Here is a 16,832-nt window from a genome sequence, read left to right as displayed (position 1 = left end):
GGGAGGTCATGATGGCTCGGATGCTTGTCGCAGACGTCTTCGTGGTTCCCGACGTTGGCTTGGTGGTGACGGGGTGCCCGGAAGCCGGGGATATTAGAGAGGGTGATCGGCTCTGGTTGGATCAGGGGACCGTGCGGTGCCAGGTCACGGTCCGAGGGATCCGACACTTCTGCACGAGCTTCATCGATCCCATGGTCGCTTCCTCAGGGGTGAACACTTCCCTGATCCTCGACGGCGTGCCAGAGGGCGCGAGGCTTAGCGGCTTCTGGCTCTCTTCCGAGTAAGCCGTGGAGGTCCGTAGACGCTGCGACACGTCAGTACCCTCCCTCGACTTCTCCTGCCGGTCCGGCCGGAGGTGGCGAACGGACCGGCCGAACCGGGGCGATTGATCCGTGATCCCGGTTCGGCCGGTGTGGTCGGGTCGAGCCGGCGCTCTGTCGGCTGGAACGCAGACCCGTCGAGCCGCTAGACGGTGCAGGTCTCGCCGTTGATCGTGATCGGCGCCGGCGTGGGCGTGCTGCCGGAGTGAGTGCCCTGGAAGCCAAGCGTGACCGAGGCGTTCGGAGCGATCACCTGACTCCAGCTGGGGTTCACGGCGGTCACCCGGGTGCCGGTCTGGCTCCACGTCGCGTTGTGGCCACTGGTCAACTGCTCACCTGCGGTGAAGTCCCAGGCCAGCGTCCATCCGTTGATGCTGGTCGTACCGGTGTTGGTGATCGTCAGGTTGACGGTGAAGCCGGTGGTCCACCGTTCGGCGACCTGGTAGGACACCCCGCAGGACAGGCCCGCCCCGGCCGGTGTGGTTACGGTGACCGTCGGCGAGGCGGCGGACACGTTGCCGGCGGCATCCCGGGCCCGCACCGAGAATGTGTACTGGGTCGCCGGCGACAGGCCGGTGATTGGAGTGGACGTCGTGGTCGGCTGCGCCACCAGGGTGCTGCCGCGGTAGACGTCGTATCCGACCACACCGACGTTGTCGGTCGACGCCGGCCAGGACAGTTGGACGGATGTACTCGTCACGTTGCTGGCGGTCGGCTGGCCGGGCGTGGTCGGCGCCTGCGTGTCGGCGGGTGCGTCGTTCGGGTCGGCGTAGAGCAGCCGGTTCGGCGAGCCCGGTCCTGGGTCGACGACGACGTTCTTGGTGGTCGCCGCGATCAGATCGGTCTTGGCCTGCGCCATCGTGGCGCTCGGGTACAACTGCCGGTACCGCGCCAGCCAGCCAGCCACGTGCGGTGCGGCCATCGAGGTGCCCGACCAGCCGGGCGCGGACGCGGTGTCCGAGGAGATGCCGGCGGACGTGATGCCGACGCCCGGCGCGAACAGGTCGACACACGTGCCGTAGCTGGAGGTGGATGCCCGGGTGTCGGTGCTGTCGACCGAGCCGACTGTTACGCCACGCGACGACCGGGGCCCGTTGGTGCAGGCGTCGGTGTTGAAGTTGTTCGCGATGAAGACCGCGTGTACGCCAAGGTCGAGCAGGTTCTCGACCGCCTCGTTCGGGGCGGTGCCGTAGCCCTGAAGACTGAAGTTGGCCACCGAGACCGGATCACGGTTGGCGGCGATCCAGTCGATTCCCTCGATCAGATCGGCCGTCCAGCCGCTGTTGTCGCACTGCAGTACGCGTACCGCCTTGATGGTGGCGGCCTTGGCGACACCGTACGCCGCGCCCGCGACCGTTCCGGCCACGTGCGTACCGTGTCCATGGCAGTCGTTCGTGCCGTTGCCGTCTCCGACCGCGTCGTAGACCCCGCTGGCACGACCACCGAAGTCGACGTGGGTGGCCCGGATGCCGGAGTCCACGACGTAGACCGTGACGCCGGCGCCGGTGGAACCGTAGCCGTAGTTGTTGTTCAGCGGCAGCGAGCGCTGGTCGACACGGTCCAGCCCCCACGAGGGCGGGTTCGGCTGGTCGGTCTCGGTTACGCCGGCGCCGGTCAGCCCGCCGTGGATCAGCGAATCCCGTTCCACGTACGCCACGGCGGGATCGGCACGCACCGCGGCCAGGGCGGCCGGGGGCAGTTGGGCAGCGTACCCGTCCAGGACGTGTTCGTACCGGGTCAGGACGGCACCCCCGGCCCGCTCAGCGGTAGCGACGACGTCCGCGGTACGCGCGGCGCGGGCCGCCCGGCTGGTACCGGACGGCGCGTCGGAGAGCACCACGATGTAGCGGTCCGCAGCGGTCTGTGGCCCGCCGGGCAGCAGTGGCGCAAGCGTGGGCCCGTCCGGCGGGGTCGCCGCAGCGGGTGCCGCGACGGTGGTGACGAGTACGCCGGCGATCAGCGCGACCAGTACGGATCGGCCCGCGGATCTGCCATTCAGCTTTCGCAACCTTTGACCTCCCAAACAAGTGCGTTCCCCGTCGCAACGGTCGGAGGTCGGGCGCTCCGTTGCGCCGCCGCCGGATGGTCCATGGTGAAGTCCAGCGCGCGGCGGGTCGCCCTGCGGCTGAAGGACGTCCATCGACCACGCCCCCGTTGCGCGTGCCCGGTAAAACTAGCACTGTCGATATTGGCGCGATTCACTGCGTGCGGCTCCGGCGTTCGCGGCCCACGGCCCGGGGACTGCGTACAACTGCTCCTGTCTCAACGAGGCGCGGTACGGGGCGAGGTGAGCCAGTCGAAACAGTGCAACTCCGGTCTGCTGGCCGGCTCGACGCGAGGTGGTGTCATCGTTTCCGTTGAACAAGGCCCGACCGATTACGGTCGGGCCTTGTGGTGGGCTGGTCCGCGCGTCTTTCGGGCTCTTGGTCGGGACCAGTCGCTGGGGCGATGGCGAAACCCCGGCTTCTGTCGCGATCAGGGTGCCGTCCCGATCATCGTGACCGGTTCACCTGGTGTGAATCAGGCACTCTGGGCTGCGTTGTATAGGTTCAGCGCGTCCGTGCCGAAGTATGGGCCGAACATATACTTGGTCGAGAAGCTGTACTTGAAGCTGTTGACCGAATTCAAAGCGCCCGTGCCGGCAGACTCGCTGAACGACAGGAACCAGGGGCCTCCGCTGGCCCCTCCGGTCATGTTGCAGTTCAGGCCGATGTCGCCGGTGCCAAGGAACTCGTCGAACGCCTTGCCGCTGCAGTAAACGAGCTTGGTGCCGTCGTATGGTGCGGCGGCCGGGTAGCCGAACGCGTACATGTTCTGGCTTCTGGCCTGGTTGAACGCGATGCTCTGTCCGCCGACGACGTCTGTCAGGGACTGTCCGTTGAGGGTGTTGACGACGGCGGCGCCGATGTCATAGCTGATGTTCTCACTGGCAACCCACTGTGGGGTTGCCTGGAGCGAGCGTGCGGTCCAGGTTCCGTACGGGGCGTTGCCGTTGTTGTAGGCGGGGACGAAGGTCCAGTTGGTGTGCCATGCGCCTTGGTACTTCACGCAGTGGCCCGCGGTGATGACCGTGCTCTTGTTGGTGCTCACGACGGCTGAGCCGGAGCAGGAGGCGGTGCGATCGCCCATCGTGAAGAATACGCGTCCGGTGGTCGTGACCACTGTCCCGCCGCCGGTCCAGGCGGCGCCGGTGTTGGGAAAGCTCGCGATGGTGACTGGGTCGCCGGCCGGAACCGTCTTGGGCATGGCGTTGACGCGGACGTCGAGCGGTTGTGCCGAGCGCATCCGCTCGGGGGTCCAGAACTGTGCGGCCTCTTCCTGCGCGACGGCGCTGATGTTGACCGTAGTAGGGGCGGCTGCAGCGGTCGCGGTTCCTCCGACCGCCACGACGGTGGCCGCCGTCGTGAGCAGCAGGGTTGCCCCTCGCCAGACGTTGTGGTGCATCGGCTCCACACTCCCCTCGAGTGATTCAAGGTGTTCTCACAAAGTGAGAAGGACCTGAGGGCAGACGATAGCGGAACCTGTCTATTCTTGGCTAGAGATGAACTTCGATGAATCGTAGCGTGTGAAATGCTGCGACCAGGGCGTTAGGGTTCGTCCCCGACGGGTCGAGTGGACGTTCTCCGGCAACGGCGCCGGCAATCCCGCACCGCGTCCCTCCAACGGCACACCGCGCTCACCTCACGAGCCGTGACGGCCGACCGGACAACGGTGGTGTCGACTGCGGGGTTGGTGGGCGACCCGGCCGGGCCGCCCACCGGGTGGTGTCCGAAGCAAGTCAAGCAGGAAGACCCTCGACCAGGGTTACAACTCGTCGCAGATGTTGCGCGCCCCGCCGACCGTGAACGTCAGCGTCCGGTACCCGGTCTCACTGATCTTCAGCGTGTAGATCCCGTTCGGGACGTACATGCCGGCGGGGTAGTTGCCAGCTCCTTTCCGCATGCCCAGCAGGATCGGGCCCCAGACGTGCCAGGTGACGTTGTTGCTGTACGACCCGCCCGGCCGGAAGTCCAGCACCGAGGTCCCGCTGATGTCCACCTCGACCGACGCCCCGGTCGTCTTGTTGGTGACCCGGTAGATGAGCGCTCCGGTGTACATCTCGCGCTTTGTTGAGCCGTCCGGGTTCTTCTCCAGGACCATCTTCACCACCCGGTCCAGCACCGGCTCGGCGTGGATCGGGAATTCGCAGGTGACGCCGGCGTCCTGGTCGAAGGGGGCCGATGGCACCGGCACCCAGTCGTTGTTGATGGGAAGCTTGCGGTCCGTGTCGACAGCCGCCGAAGCGGGTACGGCGGCGACGAGCACGGCGGTGGCTGCGGCCAACATGAAGGAAGTCATTCGACGCATGGACGGAGTCTCACCAACTCTGCTGACCACTACCTCACCACGACTGTCGTCCGGGGTCCCCGGCTCGCGAGACCGAAGGCTCATGCGACTTCCGGGTGGCTGCACGTGGCCACGCTGCAGAACCGACGTCGTCCGCCTTGGTCGAGAAACAGCCAGCCGCAATGCCGGCCGGGGCAAGCGCACACGGTCAACCGGCGCGGGTCGGCGAGCAGCTCACCGGCGCTGTGGGCGGCGGCGTACAACGGTGCACACAGCCCCGCCCGGTGGGACGGGTGCCAGCGGCCCAGCCCGTCCGGCCCGCGGCGGAAGACCAGGTCCCGGGCGGCGCCCTCCACGTACCGGGCAACGGCCGCGAATGCGCTCGCGTCTGCCGGGTTGGTGAGGCAGGTGTAGAGCCGCTCGCGCAGGTGGCGGGCCTCGTCGAGCACTGCTGTGGCGCCGAGCGGGTCGCGCGTTGCGGCGGCGAGGAGACGGGTGACGGCACCGTCGTCGAGCAGGTTCTGGTGGTCGGCCCAGACAGCGAGCGTGGAATACCCCCGCAGCCACTCCCCACCGGGCACCCGCTCGCCGCCCCACCCCGCGTACGTGTTGCAGAAATCCAGCGCCGGATGGCTGCCCACGCTCCACGGCAGCCAATGGTCGCGTACCCGGACCGCGTACACCGGGGCGGCCGGCCGCTCGAGGCGCGGGTCGCCGACGAGGATGCGCTGGTACACGGTTTCCAGTTCGGGGCCGGGTTCGACGCCGAGTTCGCTGGCGAGCGCCTTGTGGGCACGGTCGTAGAGGCGCAGGGCATCGGCCTGACGGGCGGACCGGTACAGGGCGGTCATCACGCCCGCGACCAGCCCTTCCCGGACCGGGTGCTCCTCGGCCAGGCCGGCGAGATCACGGACTACGCGGTCGTGGTGCCCCATGTCGAGCAGGGACTGTACGCACATCTCGGCGGTGGTGAGCTGCAGGTCCCGCAACGGTCCACCGAGCCGCTGGCGTAGCGGCTCCTCGATCAGGTCGGCGAGAATCGGCCCACGCCACAGGGCGAGGGCCGCGCCGCCGAGGCGTACCCGCTCAGCCGGATCGGCCGTGCCGGCAGCTTCACGGGCCAGGTCGGCGAAGCGGGCCGTGTCGACCTCCACGGATGCCACCGCATAGCCACGGCCCTTCGTCGTGATCTCCACGCCGTGCGGCGACAGGGCCGCGCGTAGCCGGCCGACGTACGTGTGCACGGTGCCCCGGGCACTGGCTGGCGGCGCACCGTCCCACAGCAGGTCGGTCAGCCGGTCGACGGTCACCGTACGGCCGGCCTCCAACAACAGGATGGCGAGCAGAAGCCGCTCCTGCCGGCGCCGGCCCACCGGCACCGGCTTCCCGTCTCGTATCGCTTCGAACTGTCCGAGCAGCCTGAACTCCATGCTGACAAGGACGCCTTGGCCATGCCCGTTCGATGCAATACTTCGAGGGCCAGCGGTTGCAGCGGATCACCCGGACCACGGCGGACGTCCCGCACGTAGTTCTCGGCCGCGCGACAGAGGTGGGCGTGTCTCTGCCTTCATGGCAGGATCTTGTTCTCGACCTCGGAGTACATGTTTGGGAGACAGCCTGGTGAAGGCCGACCACTACGACGTTTTCGCCGAGCGCTACTCCGCAGACAACGAAACCAACCTGATCAACGGCTACTACGAGCGACCCGCGATGATCCGACTTGCCGGGGATGTGCGCGGTCGACGGATCCTTGATGCCGGCTGCGGTTCAGGTCTCTTGTCCGCGGCTCTTCGCGAGCGAGGGGCCATCGTGACCGGCTTCGACTCCAGCCCGGCGATGGTCGAGTTGGCCGCTCGTCGGCTGGGAGAGGACGCCACGCTGCTGGTGGCCGACCTCAGCGAGCCGCTTCCCTTCGCCGACGGTGTGTTCGACGACGTCGTCGTGTCCCTGGTCCTGCACTACCTGGAGGACTGGACTGCCCCCTTGGCTGAGCTGCGACGAGTCCTGAGGCCGGGTGGCCGCCTCCTCCTGTCCGTGAACCACCCGATCGTCTACACCGTAATGAACCCGGGCTCCGACTACTTCACCCTCGCCCGCTGGACAGACGAGTACACGTTCGACGGGCACAGTACGGAGCTGACCTACTGGCACCGGCCGCTGCACGCGATGACGGATGCGTTCACCGACGCGGGCTTCCGCCTCTCGGTCATCAGCGAACCCCCCATCTCTGCCGAGACTCCGCGTGAGCTCCTGCCTCCGCAACTCGTGGACCGCACGTCGTTCCTCTGCTTCATCTTCTTCGTCCTCGAAGCACACTGAGTCCGGGGGAGGCTGCCGCCGTACCCGCCGCCTCCGCGTGTGTGCCAGCCATCCTGTCATCGGCATGAACGGTCGGCTGGCTTGTCGGTTTCACAGGTACGGCCCCCGACGCCCACTCGGCGGCAGAAGAGTGAGCCGGGGGCTGCATCGGGAGTTCACTGGTGAGACAGCACGCAGGTCTGCGGGTTCTGCCGGCGTTGGGCCCCCATTGCCGTCAGTCGGTGAAGGCGAGGCCATGCTCGGCCAGCGCGGCGGCCAGGATGCTGACCGCCTTCGGCCCGACCCCATGCATGGCCAGCAGATCGCGGCGCCGGTAGGCGGCCACCTGTACGAGTGTCGTGATGCCGGCTTCGAGTAGGGCGCTGTTGGCTGGCCGCCCGATCGGCGGCAGGTCACCGATCTGCGCCGGCACATGACGAGTACTCACGCGATCACGATAGTTCGGCCACCCCACCGATCTGCGAACCCGGACCCCACCATTCGTCATCACAAGCATGGTCGGCGGATGCCGGGTCCGGGCATCAGGCGCCGGCTGTCACCAGGTGTACGTGGTCCGAGGTTCAACTGGTTCGACTGTGCTGCCCGCGCGCGTTCGCCCACACGTCATGAACGCCCGTCCGCACTACTCGTCATCCGGTCAGCGCCCCCGTCAGCTGGTCCAGTCCCAGCGAGCCAAGTTCCAGCGCCCGACGGTGGAATGCTCGCCGGTCGCCGGGGAACGATGAGCGGCCTGCCAGCCACACCCGCTCACCCACCTTGTAGGTCAGCGCCTGCCCCGGCCTGCCCAGATAACGTGCGAGCTCCACGGGAGCGTACGGCCCCTGATGACAGCGGTCCCGCAGCAACCGCAGCGCCGCATCCGGCGTCCACGATGCGCCGCCACCGGACGGTACCGGCAGCCGCAGGTGCAGGCCGATGTCGAGCACGACCCGCGCCGCCCGCAGCAACTGCATGAACAGGTACCCCAACCGCGCACCAGGCTGCTCGTAGAGCCCGAGCTCGTCCATGAACCGCTCGGCGTACAAGGCCCAGCCCTCCTGGCAGCCGGAGAGCCCGCCGAGCAGGTTCAGCCGCTGCCCGAGGCCGCCCCGGCAGGCCTCGTGGCCGATCTGGAGGTGGTGGCCGGGAACACCCTCGTGGTAGGCCGTGCTGTAGGCAAACCAGGTGGGGAAGCTCGCCTGGTTCTCGGGGAGGAACCACCAGACCCGGCCTGGCCGCGTCAGGTCCTGCGACGGCCTGGTGTAGGCGACGCCGGCCGACACGGTCACCCGGGACTCGATGCGCCGCAGCGGCGCGGGGATGTCGAAGTGCACGCCGTGCAGCTGATCGGTGGTGGCCTCCAGCAGCTCCTGCAGCCACGAACCGAACGCGGCCCGGCTGTGCAGGGTGCCTGGCGCGTCGGGGCTGTCGAGCCGGTCGAGCACCGCGGGCACGCTCCCGCCCAGGGCCTTCGCCTCCGCGACCAGTTCCGCCTCGATCGAGGTGAACTCGTCCCAGCCCCAGTCGTATAGCTCGGGCAGATCCGGCTCGGTACCGAGGAAGGCCCGTACCCAGAGTGCGTACCGCTGCGGCCCGAAGGCCTCCTCGCTGCGCGCCTGCGGTGCCAGGTCCGCGGTCAGCATCGCGGCCAGTCTCTGGTACGCCTCCCGCGCGCCCTGCGCCGCCGCCTGCAACGACGCCCGCTGCCGCCCGTCGCCGTAGCGCTCCACCAGGGCGACATCGTCGTCGATCCAGTTGCGGCAGCGCTGCGTCACGAGCTCCACTTGGCGCCGCGTCGGCAGGTGACCGCGCTCGGCGGCGAGCAGGAGGCTACGGGCATACCCGTCCAGGGCCGTGGGGATCGCGGCCTGGCGCGCGCCGACACGGGCCCAGCCATCCTCGTAGGCTGCGCCCTCGGTGTCGCGGCCGGGCACCGCGGCCTCGACGGCCTGGCGGATGAGCTGGAGCGGGCCGCTAGCCGCCGCGTGCAGTTCGCGCAGGTCCTCCCCGGCATCGTGGAAGGCAATGCGGGCGCGTAGCCGTTCGGCGAGGTGAGCGTGCAGCGGGCTCGTCGCGGGCAGCTCCCCGTGCAGGGTCTCGAGCTCGCGCAGGGCGCAGGCGGCGAGATCGACGCGGGCCTGGTGGCCGTCCGGACTGTAGTCGGTGAGCCCGTCGACCTCCTGCTCACCGACCTCGACCACTGCCGCGCAAGGGTCGAGGCGAGCCACGTCGCGCAGGAGCCGGCTGGCGAAGTCCTCGATCACGGAGGCGATGCTAGTGCCCTGTCCTGCTTGGCGTAGGTGCTTGTGTCGATGTAGTTCAAAGCAATCGACAACTTCCGCTCATCGGTACGAGTGGGCAGCGCAGCGCAGCAGGTGATTGTGGCGCTACGCAATGCGGTTGGCGGCGGAAAAGTTCGGTTGTTGTTGCGATCGTCGGCTCCTACCATCGCCCGATGGTTGATGTCTTGATCTCTCCCGTACAGCCCGCGGACGTAGGAGAGATCCTCACCCTCCAGCGTGCCGCGTACGTCACCGAGGCCCAGCTCTACAGCGATGCCTCGCTGCCCCCTCTGATTCAGACGTACGAGGAGTTGGCCGCCGAGCTCGGGTCCGATCTGGCGCTGAAGGCGACGATGGGGCACCGCATTGTGGGCTCGGTCCGCGCCCGCCGCGAGGGATCGGTCCTGCATATCGGCCGCCTCATGGTTGCGCCGGATCTCCAGGGCCGTGGCATCGGCACCCGGCTGCTGACCGCTGTCGAGCGCGAGGCAGCCGGCAAGGTGGACCGTTACATGCTGTTCACCGGCCAGCTGAGCCACGCCAACATCCGTCTGTACGAGCGGCACGGCTACATCCAGGTTCGTCGGGTGCAGTTGAAGTCGGACGTGGTACTGGTCCACCTCGAAAAGCAGGCGGACAGATAGCGACCGCAGTTCGCGTTGCGGTTTGAACCCGTACTGGGTGGGATCTGTGGCCACGACCTGGCTACGCCACCCACCTCGTCGCATCCTCGGCTGCGGCGACGGGGTCGAGTCCGTCCGGGGCGAGCCGCTCGACCAGCACCACGGCGGACGCGACCGTCCGTAGCTCGGTGAGCAGGGTGGTCGCCTCGTGCTCGGTACGGTGCCCGAGAGCGAGCGCGGTGGCGACGACGTCGTGCTGGGCCCATTGGTCGATGAACTCGTGCGGGCAGTCGTCGCCCTGCCGCGTCCCTCAGCACCTTGAGCGGCTCGGGTGCTTCGACGATCGAGACCTGTGCCGTGGTGTGTTCGTGCAGGATGTCGGCGACCGCGAGGGCACCGGGGCCGGTGATGCCGACCCGGCGTTGGCGGCCCCAGACGGCACGCTTGGGCAGGGCGGTGACCAGGTGGACGAGTCCTTCGGCTTCCTCCACCCGCTTCTCGTAGTGGGCCCGATCATCCTGGGCGAGTTCACGCAGGCTGCGACCGTGCACGGTCACCCAGGCGGAGGAGTCGCGGGTGAGCGCGGCGGGTAGTTCGGCGAGGGCGAGCAACTGGTCCGCGTGCAGGCCGTCGTAGCGTTCCCGGGCATGTTCGTCGTCGGCCATCTGCGCGCCGACGGGTCCGAGGCCTACCCGGCCGGTGTGGTCGCGGGTGAGCACCGACTCGCTCGTGACCCATCACCGTCCTGGACGACGCCGCTGGCGTTCAGGCGTTACAGCACCCGACCGCCGGCCGGTGCATGCCTCAGATGTCGCGCACCTGTACTCCCAGGGCTATGGCCAGGACCACGGCCTGCTCGGCGGTAATGATTGCCTGGCGAATTTCGCTGGTTGTCGGGTCCAGCGCCGACAGATCGCTGCCACGTAGGTCGGCCCGGCTGAGGTCGGCGCTGTGCAGCCAGGCACCGGAAAGGTCTACGTCGCGGAGGACCGCGCCCTGACAGCGGGCACCGGTGAGGTCGACCTCACGCATCCGTACTCCGGTGAGGGTGGCGCTGCTGAGGTCGGCTCCCGGCAGGCCAACGAATGACCAGTCCCCGCCGTCCACCTCCATGATTTCGAAGGAACACCGGTCGAACATGCTGCCGACGAGCTTGCAGTCGGTGAACCTGGCTTCGAAGAAGTTGCAGCCGACAAAGGTGCAGTTGACGAACGCGACGTCGCGCAGGGTCGAACAGTTGAAGCGTGCGTTGCGGAACGTGCAGCTCTCGAACTTGACCCCGTCCAGCGTGGTCTCGCACAGGTCCAGGCCGATGAAGGCCACCCGGTCGTGCCGGTCCCGCTCTCCGATCTCCCGATCCCAGTCCTCGGTGTAGACGGTGCTGTCGGTCTCGGGTGCCGGTATGCCGTGTTTGCGTTCAGCCATTTCGAGGATGCTACGGAGCGGGTACGACGAGGTTCCGCAGTTGGCCCGCTCCAGGATCAGGTCGATGACGGGCCGGTCGGAACACGGCGCTGTAACTGTAGCCCGGTGCGGGCGTGCGCGGATGCCCAGCTCATACCGCCGGTACCGTACCGGCGGTATGAGCTGACGGCCTATCGACCCGACAACGTCAACGTGTAGGTCAGCCCGCGGCGCACCCAGGTGGCCAGGTCCGGGCGGGTGGCGGATCCCTGCTCGGCGACGGTGATCCAGCCTCGCAGGGGCCGCCCGCCCATGACCATCGTGGCGGCACCGGGTTCGGCGAGCATCTCCTGGTGGTCATCCCGGGCGACCCGCACCATCAGGCCGCCTCCGTTCAGGGCTGCGACGGCCATGTGGCCGTGCACCAGCCAGGCGAGCCCGCCGAACATCCGCTTCTCGGTCACCCCCGGCTGGTCGCCGATGACCTCCCGTACCCGGTCGGCCAGTTTCTTATCGAACCCCATCACCGGCCTGCCGACGTTGGAACTCTTCGAACGGCAGACGGTCGAAGATGAACCGGTTGTAGACGATCTTTCCGTCCCGGACCGTGAGGTACTCGGCTGCCGGTGCACTCTTGGCGGGGATGGTTTCGGTGTCGTACATGAGCAGGGCCGTACTGTCGTCCCCGAACCCGGCGATCATCTCCGCGCGGATCAGGAACTGTTCCGCGAACGGTCCGAGAAATTGACGGTAGGCCTGGATGCCGGTGAGGCGTCCGGCTGGTGCGTCGAGCACAATGTCGTCCGCGATGAAGGCCATCGCCGCTTCGAGGTCCTTGCCGGTCCACGCACGGTGGTAGGCCAAGGCGATCTGCAATGCTGGGCTGGTCATGATCTCTCCTTCCGGTGTTGCTGGTTCTGACACCGACGACACGAGGAACGGAACGACTGTGGCGCAGGTCACCTTCGAAGAGGCAGTGGAGGAGCACCGGCGGGAGTTGCTGGTGCACTGCTACCGCCTGCTGGGCTCGGTGACCGATGCCGAGGACGTACTGCAGGAGGCGCTGCTGGCGGCCTGGCGTGGCCTGGACGGATTTGAGGGCCGCGCCTCGTTGCGGTCCTGGCTGTACCGGATCGCCACCAACCGCTGCCTCAACGCGCTGCGAGACCGTGGCCGACGCATCCCACCCGAGCCGCAGCCGCCGTTCCAGCCTCCCGAGCCCAGCCACCGCAGTCACGTGACCTGGTTGCAGCCGTACCCCGACGCGCTCCTGGCGCACACGCCCGACACAGATCCCAATCCCGAGGCGCGCTACACCGCTCGGGAGGCGATCGAACTGGCGTTCATCGCCGCGCTACAGCGACTCACACCGCGGCAGGCCGCCGTGCTCGTGCTCTGCGACGTGCTCGGATATCCACTCGGTGAGGTCGCGCCGATGCTGGGCACCACACCGACCGCCATCAAAGGTCAACTGCAGCGAGCACGCCGCGCGATCGAACGGCACCGCGAACCCGCTCGTGAGGCGCCACCCGCGCCCGGGTCGGCGCGTGAACGTCAGGTGGTCGAGCGCTTCTCCGAGGCCTTCGCGGGCGGCGATATCGACACCCTGGTCAGTCTGCTCACCGACAGGGCGTGGCTGGCCATGCCGCCCGCGCCGCACGAGTACCACGGTGTGGCGGCGATCATGTCGTTCCTGCGGGCCAGTGTCGCCTGGCGCGTCCGTGAGGGGCTGCGGATGGAGCTGCGCCCGATCCGCGCGAACGGACAGCCGGCGTTCACCTGTCACCTCGTCGACGACACGGACGAGCGACCCGGCGGGCTGATGGTGCTCACGCTGACCGGGGACCGCCTGAGCGGTATGACCCTGTTCCTCCACGACATCTGATCCCGGTGGCCTGACGGCCCCTCGCGTCGGCAAATGAGTTCACCGAAGCTGGAGCAGCCCACGTTTGGTCATAAAGGCTCGCAACGTCTCGGTGTCCTCGGCGGACATCAAGCGGCGTGGGATCACGGTCGCCGGCATCCGGCCGACGTACACGATCCAGAACTCGGGGGTGTCCCTTACCTGGGTGACCCCGTCCCAGGCGATGCCGCCGGACTCCGAGCCGCTGCGCATCATGATGTTGTCGTCGGTGATGTCGTAGGCGCCCTCGACAGCGTAGCGACCGGAGCGGTGCCGGGCGCGTAACCGCACCCACGGTGAGTACAGCATCGACAGCAGGCCACCCACGACCATCGCCATGCACAGCGGCAAGATCTGGTCGCCCCACGCGACCCCCCGCGAGACGGCGAAACCGATCGCCCCGGCCGCCACCAGCACCGCGCCGACATAACCGTACTTGCGCAGGCGAACCCTGCTGAGCGCAGCGGCCACCCGGCCTGGGTAGGCGGGATCGGCTGGAACGTCAAAACGGATGTGCACGCCAGAACGATAGTGCCCCCAGCCGCCCCCGGGCAGCGCCTGACGCGCGTCCCGCTGGCCGGATCGTCGGGGGAGTGCCCGTTGTCGGCGGCATGCGCGTACACCTGATCGCTGTCGCCGGTAGCGGTGGACCACAGTGGCTTGACCGCATGGGCGTGGCAGATCATTGAGCGGTGATGGAAACCGCCGTGCTGCCGGCCGACCCCGGTGTGTTCTCGTTGGCCGTTCCGCCGCTGTTCGCCGCGCTGGCTCCGGCGCGGAGCGTGCTCATCGCCGGCGCGGGCGGGGGGTTCGACGTGTACGCCGGCCTGCCCCTGGCGTTCGCCCTGTCGGGCGGCGGCGCACAGGTGCACCTGGCCAGCCTGTCCTTCTCCGAGCTTGAGTTGCTCGACCGGGACGCCTGGGTAGCGGAGCACGTCGCGGCGGTGCAGCCGGACACCGGCAGCCCGGACTGGTACTTTCCCGAACGGACGCTCGCCCGGTGGCTGGCGGCCCACGAACTGCCGTCGACCGTGTACGCCTTTCCGCCGCTCGGTGTCCAGCCGTTACGGGCGGCGTACCGGTATCTGGTCGAACAGCTCGACATCGATGCGGTGGTGCTGGTCGATGGCGGCACGGACGTCCTGCTGCGCGGCGACGAGAGCGATCTCGGCACCCCGGTGGAGGACATCACCAGCCTGGCTGCCGTGGCCGCGCTGGACGTGCCGGTCAAGCTGGTGACCAGTCTCGGCTTCGGCATCGACGCCTACGACGGCGTCAACCACGTGCAGGTGCTGGAGAACCTCGCCGCACTCGACCGCGACGGCGGGTACCTCGGTGCCCTGTCCATCCCCGGTGCCAGCCGGGAGGCGGTGCTGTACCGCGATGCTGTCGCCGACGCCCAGGCCGCCACCCCGGACCGGCCGAGCATCGTCCAGGGGCAGATCGCCGCCGCCACCGGCGGCGCGTTCGGAGACATCCGGTTCACCAGACGCACCGGCGGTGGCGACCTGTTCGTCAACCCGCTGATGGCGATCTACTTCACCGTCGACCTCGACAAACTCGCCGCCCGATGCCTGTACCTTGACCGCATCGAGAACACCATCGGCAGGCGACAGGTCATCACGCGCATCCAAGCGTTCCGCGACGAACTCCGCACCGCACGCATCCCCCGTGCGTTTCCCCACTGAACATCCGGACGGCGGCTACTTGTTCACTGGACCTACGACCGTTTCACCGGACCTACGACCGCAGCCCGGTGTAGGTTCGCGTTGAAGATGGCGGAGCCTGCTTCGACGAGCTGGGGTTGAGTCGGCGTTCTCGCCGTTGTGTCGGTGGTGTTTTCTCATCGGTCTGGCGGAATCCTCGTGATCTTGGTCTGGCCGTGTTCCGGCGCGGAGGTTGTGGAGCGCACGGTTGACCGTCCGCACGGCGGTTGGCGGCGGCGTGTCCGTTACGGTTGTCGGGTGCGTTACTGCTGAGCGGAACGCCTGCATGGTCCGCACTTGTCGGCGTATAGATCAGACTGCATGGGTGGTACGTCGTTACGTACAAAGGCCCACATGACGACGGAGCCCAGGATGGCCGACCCGCGTTCCCCTCGCCATTCAGGCGGAGTTACTCCGTCCGGCTACGCTCGGTTACCCCATCGCAGACGCATGCGCGCCCGGAACGCGGCAGAAAAGTGCACTCGATCTTGTTCTCTGGCTGGGCCGGGCTGCAGTTGTTCAGGATGCGTCGAGGGTCTGGTGGCGTATCGGGGAGCGCAGGATCGGCACCCACACCAGCGTGAGTGCGGCGCAGGCGACGAAGGTGGCAGCGCGCGGGCCGGCGTAGTCACCGACGAGTGCCGCCGTTGCCGCGCCGAGCGTGAGCGCGCCACTGAACATCACGCGCAGGGTGCCGTTGACGCGTCCCAGGAGTCGTGACGGCGTGACGTGCTGGCGGAACGACATCAGAACCACGCTGTCGAAGCCGACCTTGAAGATCACCAGCGCCCACGCGAGCGCGGCGACCAGTCCAGGAACGGGTTGACCGACGAGCGGCAGCACGAGCGAGACGGGGGCGACGGCCAGCCCGATCGCAAGCACCGAGCGGCCAACGCCGAGGACCCTCGACAACCGCTGCGCACAGAACGCCCCGAGCAGCCCACCGATTCCGCCGGCACCGAGGAAGAGGCCCAGTTGGCTCTCCGACCAGTGCAGTTGCTGAACCAGGAGAAGCGGCAGCATCGCGACCGTGCCTGCGGTCGCGAAGTTCACCAGCGCGCCGGCGACGGCGATCGCACGCAGGGTGTGGTTGCGCCGGACGAACGACAGGCCTTCCCGCACCTCGGCCGCGAGCGAGCGTCGTACGAGGTCAACCGGGCGCGGCTCCGGCCGCTGGATGCGGCGGATCCACAGCGCCGACCACAGGTAGCCCAGTGCCGTCGCGACCAGAACCGCCGCCGCTGTCGACAGGCCGATCAGCCAGCCGGCCAGCGCGGGGCCGCCGATCAACGCCATCTGGTCCACGATGCCCAACCGTCCATTGGCTGCGACCAGGCGTCGGCCGTCCCCACCCCCGACAAGGTCCGGCAGGTGGCTCTGCATCGCGACGTCGAAGAAGACGGTCGCGACGCCGTTGAGGAACACCACCACCCACAACTGGGTCATGGTCAGTGCGGAAGCCGCGGCAGCGACCGGTACCGAGCCGATCAGCACGAACCGGGTCAGATCCATGGCGATCATGACTGGGCGACGAGCAACCCGGTCGAGCCACGCGCCGGCCGGCAGCCCGAGTAGCAGGAACGGAGCAGTGCCCGCAGCGGCCAGCGAACCCGCCGCGCCCGGACCAGCGCCGAGCGACGCGATCGCGACGAGCGGAATGGCCACCTTGGCGATGTTGAAGCCCCATTTCGCCGCCACCGCGGCAACGAGGTAGCGAGTGAAGTCGCGGGACAGGGCCTGGGCTGTGTCATGCCCACGACGGGGCGCGTGCTGGATCGACATGCCCGCACCTTCGGAGCCGGCCGCCCCCGCACGCCAACGATTCAGACTAGAGTGAATCCTCGTGGAGCCGATCTGATGCTGCGGATGTCGTTGTCCCTGGCCGATCTCGCGAGTGTCAGGTTCGCGATCTCCCCCGCCTGGGAGGTCGTCGCGAGTCTGCGCGTACTCCGCGATCCCGGTGCGCACGC

General features: G+C 68.3%; 16 protein-coding genes. 5 read left to right on the top strand and 11 right to left on the bottom strand.

What is annotated here, in order from left to right; all coding sequences use genetic code 11:
• Positions 1-465: 465 nt before the first annotated feature.
• The 4 genes from ACFQ4H_RS09525 to ACFQ4H_RS09510 all read right to left on the bottom strand — a co-directional run bounded on the left by ACFQ4H_RS09525 (position 466) and on the right by ACFQ4H_RS09510 (position 6,076).
• Positions 466-2,328, bottom strand: coding sequence for a S8 family serine peptidase (locus ACFQ4H_RS09525; protein WP_377569327.1), 1,863 nt, complete (start codon positions 2,326-2,328; stop codon positions 466-468).
• 512 nt (positions 2,329-2,840) lie between these two features.
• On the bottom strand, positions 2,841-3,764 hold the full coding sequence (locus ACFQ4H_RS09520; RefSeq protein ID WP_377569326.1) for a trypsin-like serine peptidase: 924 nt from the start codon (positions 3,762-3,764) through the stop codon (positions 2,841-2,843).
• Positions 3,765-4,124: 360 nt separating this feature from the next.
• Positions 4,125-4,667, bottom strand: coding sequence for a hypothetical protein (locus tag ACFQ4H_RS09515; protein WP_377569325.1), 543 nt, complete (start codon positions 4,665-4,667; stop codon positions 4,125-4,127).
• 80 nt (positions 4,668-4,747) lie between these two features.
• Positions 4,748-6,076: a BTAD domain-containing putative transcriptional regulator gene (locus tag ACFQ4H_RS09510; protein WP_377569323.1), complete on the bottom strand. Its 1,329-nt coding sequence runs from the start codon at positions 6,074-6,076 to the stop codon at positions 4,748-4,750.
• A gap of 190 nt (positions 6,077-6,266) precedes the next feature.
• Between ACFQ4H_RS09510 and ACFQ4H_RS09505 the strand changes: the two genes are divergently transcribed.
• Entirely contained in the window at positions 6,267-6,965 is a 699-nt protein-coding gene (locus tag ACFQ4H_RS09505) for a class I SAM-dependent methyltransferase (protein WP_377569321.1), read from the top strand.
• 214 nt (positions 6,966-7,179) lie between these two features.
• Here ACFQ4H_RS09505 and ACFQ4H_RS09500 read toward each other — a convergent pair whose 3' ends face one another.
• Both ACFQ4H_RS09500 and ACFQ4H_RS09495 read right to left on the bottom strand, forming a co-directional pair.
• Positions 7,180-7,392, bottom strand: coding sequence for a helix-hairpin-helix domain-containing protein (locus ACFQ4H_RS09500; protein WP_377569320.1), 213 nt, complete (start codon positions 7,390-7,392; stop codon positions 7,180-7,182).
• Positions 7,393-7,594: 202 nt separating this feature from the next.
• The gene (locus ACFQ4H_RS09495; protein ID WP_377569319.1) at positions 7,595-9,208 is read right to left on the bottom strand and encodes a DUF885 domain-containing protein; all 1,614 of its coding nucleotides are present in this window, start codon (positions 9,206-9,208) and stop codon (positions 7,595-7,597) included.
• Between the two features lie 191 nt (positions 9,209-9,399).
• Between ACFQ4H_RS09495 and ACFQ4H_RS09490 the strand changes: the two genes are divergently transcribed.
• Both ACFQ4H_RS09490 and ACFQ4H_RS09485 read left to right on the top strand, forming a co-directional pair.
• Positions 9,400-9,870 carry a GNAT family N-acetyltransferase gene (locus ACFQ4H_RS09490; RefSeq protein ID WP_377569317.1) on the top strand — a complete coding sequence of 157 codons (471 nt, stop codon included), beginning with the start codon at positions 9,400-9,402 and terminating at the stop codon, positions 9,868-9,870.
• A gap of 347 nt (positions 9,871-10,217) precedes the next feature.
• Positions 10,218-10,442, top strand: coding sequence for a hypothetical protein (locus ACFQ4H_RS09485; RefSeq protein ID WP_377569315.1), 225 nt, complete (start codon positions 10,218-10,220; stop codon positions 10,440-10,442).
• A 211-nt stretch (positions 10,443-10,653) separates the two neighbouring features.
• On the opposite strand, the gene ACFQ4H_RS09480 is transcribed toward ACFQ4H_RS09485, so the two are convergent.
• From ACFQ4H_RS09480 to ACFQ4H_RS09470, 3 genes are all read right to left on the bottom strand, one after another.
• Positions 10,654-11,274 carry a pentapeptide repeat-containing protein gene (locus ACFQ4H_RS09480; protein ID WP_377569314.1) on the bottom strand — a complete coding sequence of 207 codons (621 nt, stop codon included), beginning with the start codon at positions 11,272-11,274 and terminating at the stop codon, positions 10,654-10,656.
• Positions 11,275-11,444: 170 nt separating this feature from the next.
• Positions 11,445-11,777, bottom strand: coding sequence for a TfoX/Sxy family protein (locus tag ACFQ4H_RS09475; protein WP_377569482.1), 333 nt, complete (start codon positions 11,775-11,777; stop codon positions 11,445-11,447).
• A complete protein-coding gene (locus tag ACFQ4H_RS09470) occupies positions 11,764-12,144 on the bottom strand; it encodes a nuclear transport factor 2 family protein (RefSeq protein ID WP_377569313.1) in 381 nt (126 codons plus the stop codon). Before ACFQ4H_RS09470 ends, ACFQ4H_RS09475 begins: the two co-directional genes overlap by 14 nt.
• On the opposite strand from ACFQ4H_RS09470, the gene ACFQ4H_RS09465 reads away from it, so the two are divergent.
• Positions 12,143-13,138, top strand: coding sequence for an RNA polymerase subunit sigma-70 (locus tag ACFQ4H_RS09465; RefSeq protein ID WP_377569311.1), 996 nt, complete (start codon positions 12,143-12,145; stop codon positions 13,136-13,138). The genes ACFQ4H_RS09470 and ACFQ4H_RS09465 overlap by 2 nt on opposite strands.
• A gap of 39 nt (positions 13,139-13,177) precedes the next feature.
• Here ACFQ4H_RS09465 and ACFQ4H_RS09460 read toward each other — a convergent pair whose 3' ends face one another.
• Positions 13,178-13,675 carry a YcxB family protein gene (locus ACFQ4H_RS09460; RefSeq protein WP_377569309.1) on the bottom strand — a complete coding sequence of 166 codons (498 nt, stop codon included), beginning with the start codon at positions 13,673-13,675 and terminating at the stop codon, positions 13,178-13,180.
• A 176-nt stretch (positions 13,676-13,851) separates the two neighbouring features.
• Here ACFQ4H_RS09460 and ACFQ4H_RS09455 point away from each other — a divergent pair, with 176 nt between their 5' ends.
• Positions 13,852-14,844 (top strand): DUF1152 domain-containing protein, encoded by a 993-nt coding sequence (locus ACFQ4H_RS09455; protein WP_377569480.1) that lies wholly within the window; start codon positions 13,852-13,854, stop codon positions 14,842-14,844.
• A gap of 537 nt (positions 14,845-15,381) precedes the next feature.
• On the opposite strand, the gene ACFQ4H_RS09450 is transcribed toward ACFQ4H_RS09455, so the two are convergent.
• Positions 15,382-16,830, bottom strand: coding sequence for an MFS transporter (locus ACFQ4H_RS09450; RefSeq protein ID WP_377569307.1), 1,449 nt, complete (start codon positions 16,828-16,830; stop codon positions 15,382-15,384).
• Between the last annotated feature and the right edge of the window lie 2 nt (positions 16,831-16,832).

The organism is Micromonospora sonneratiae (assembly GCF_042679305.1).
GTDB lineage: Bacteria > Actinomycetota > Actinomycetes > Mycobacteriales > Micromonosporaceae > Micromonospora_H > Micromonospora_H sonneratiae.
Note: the sequence above shows the minus strand (reverse complement) of the source record. Positions and strands in the feature narration are given on the sequence as shown.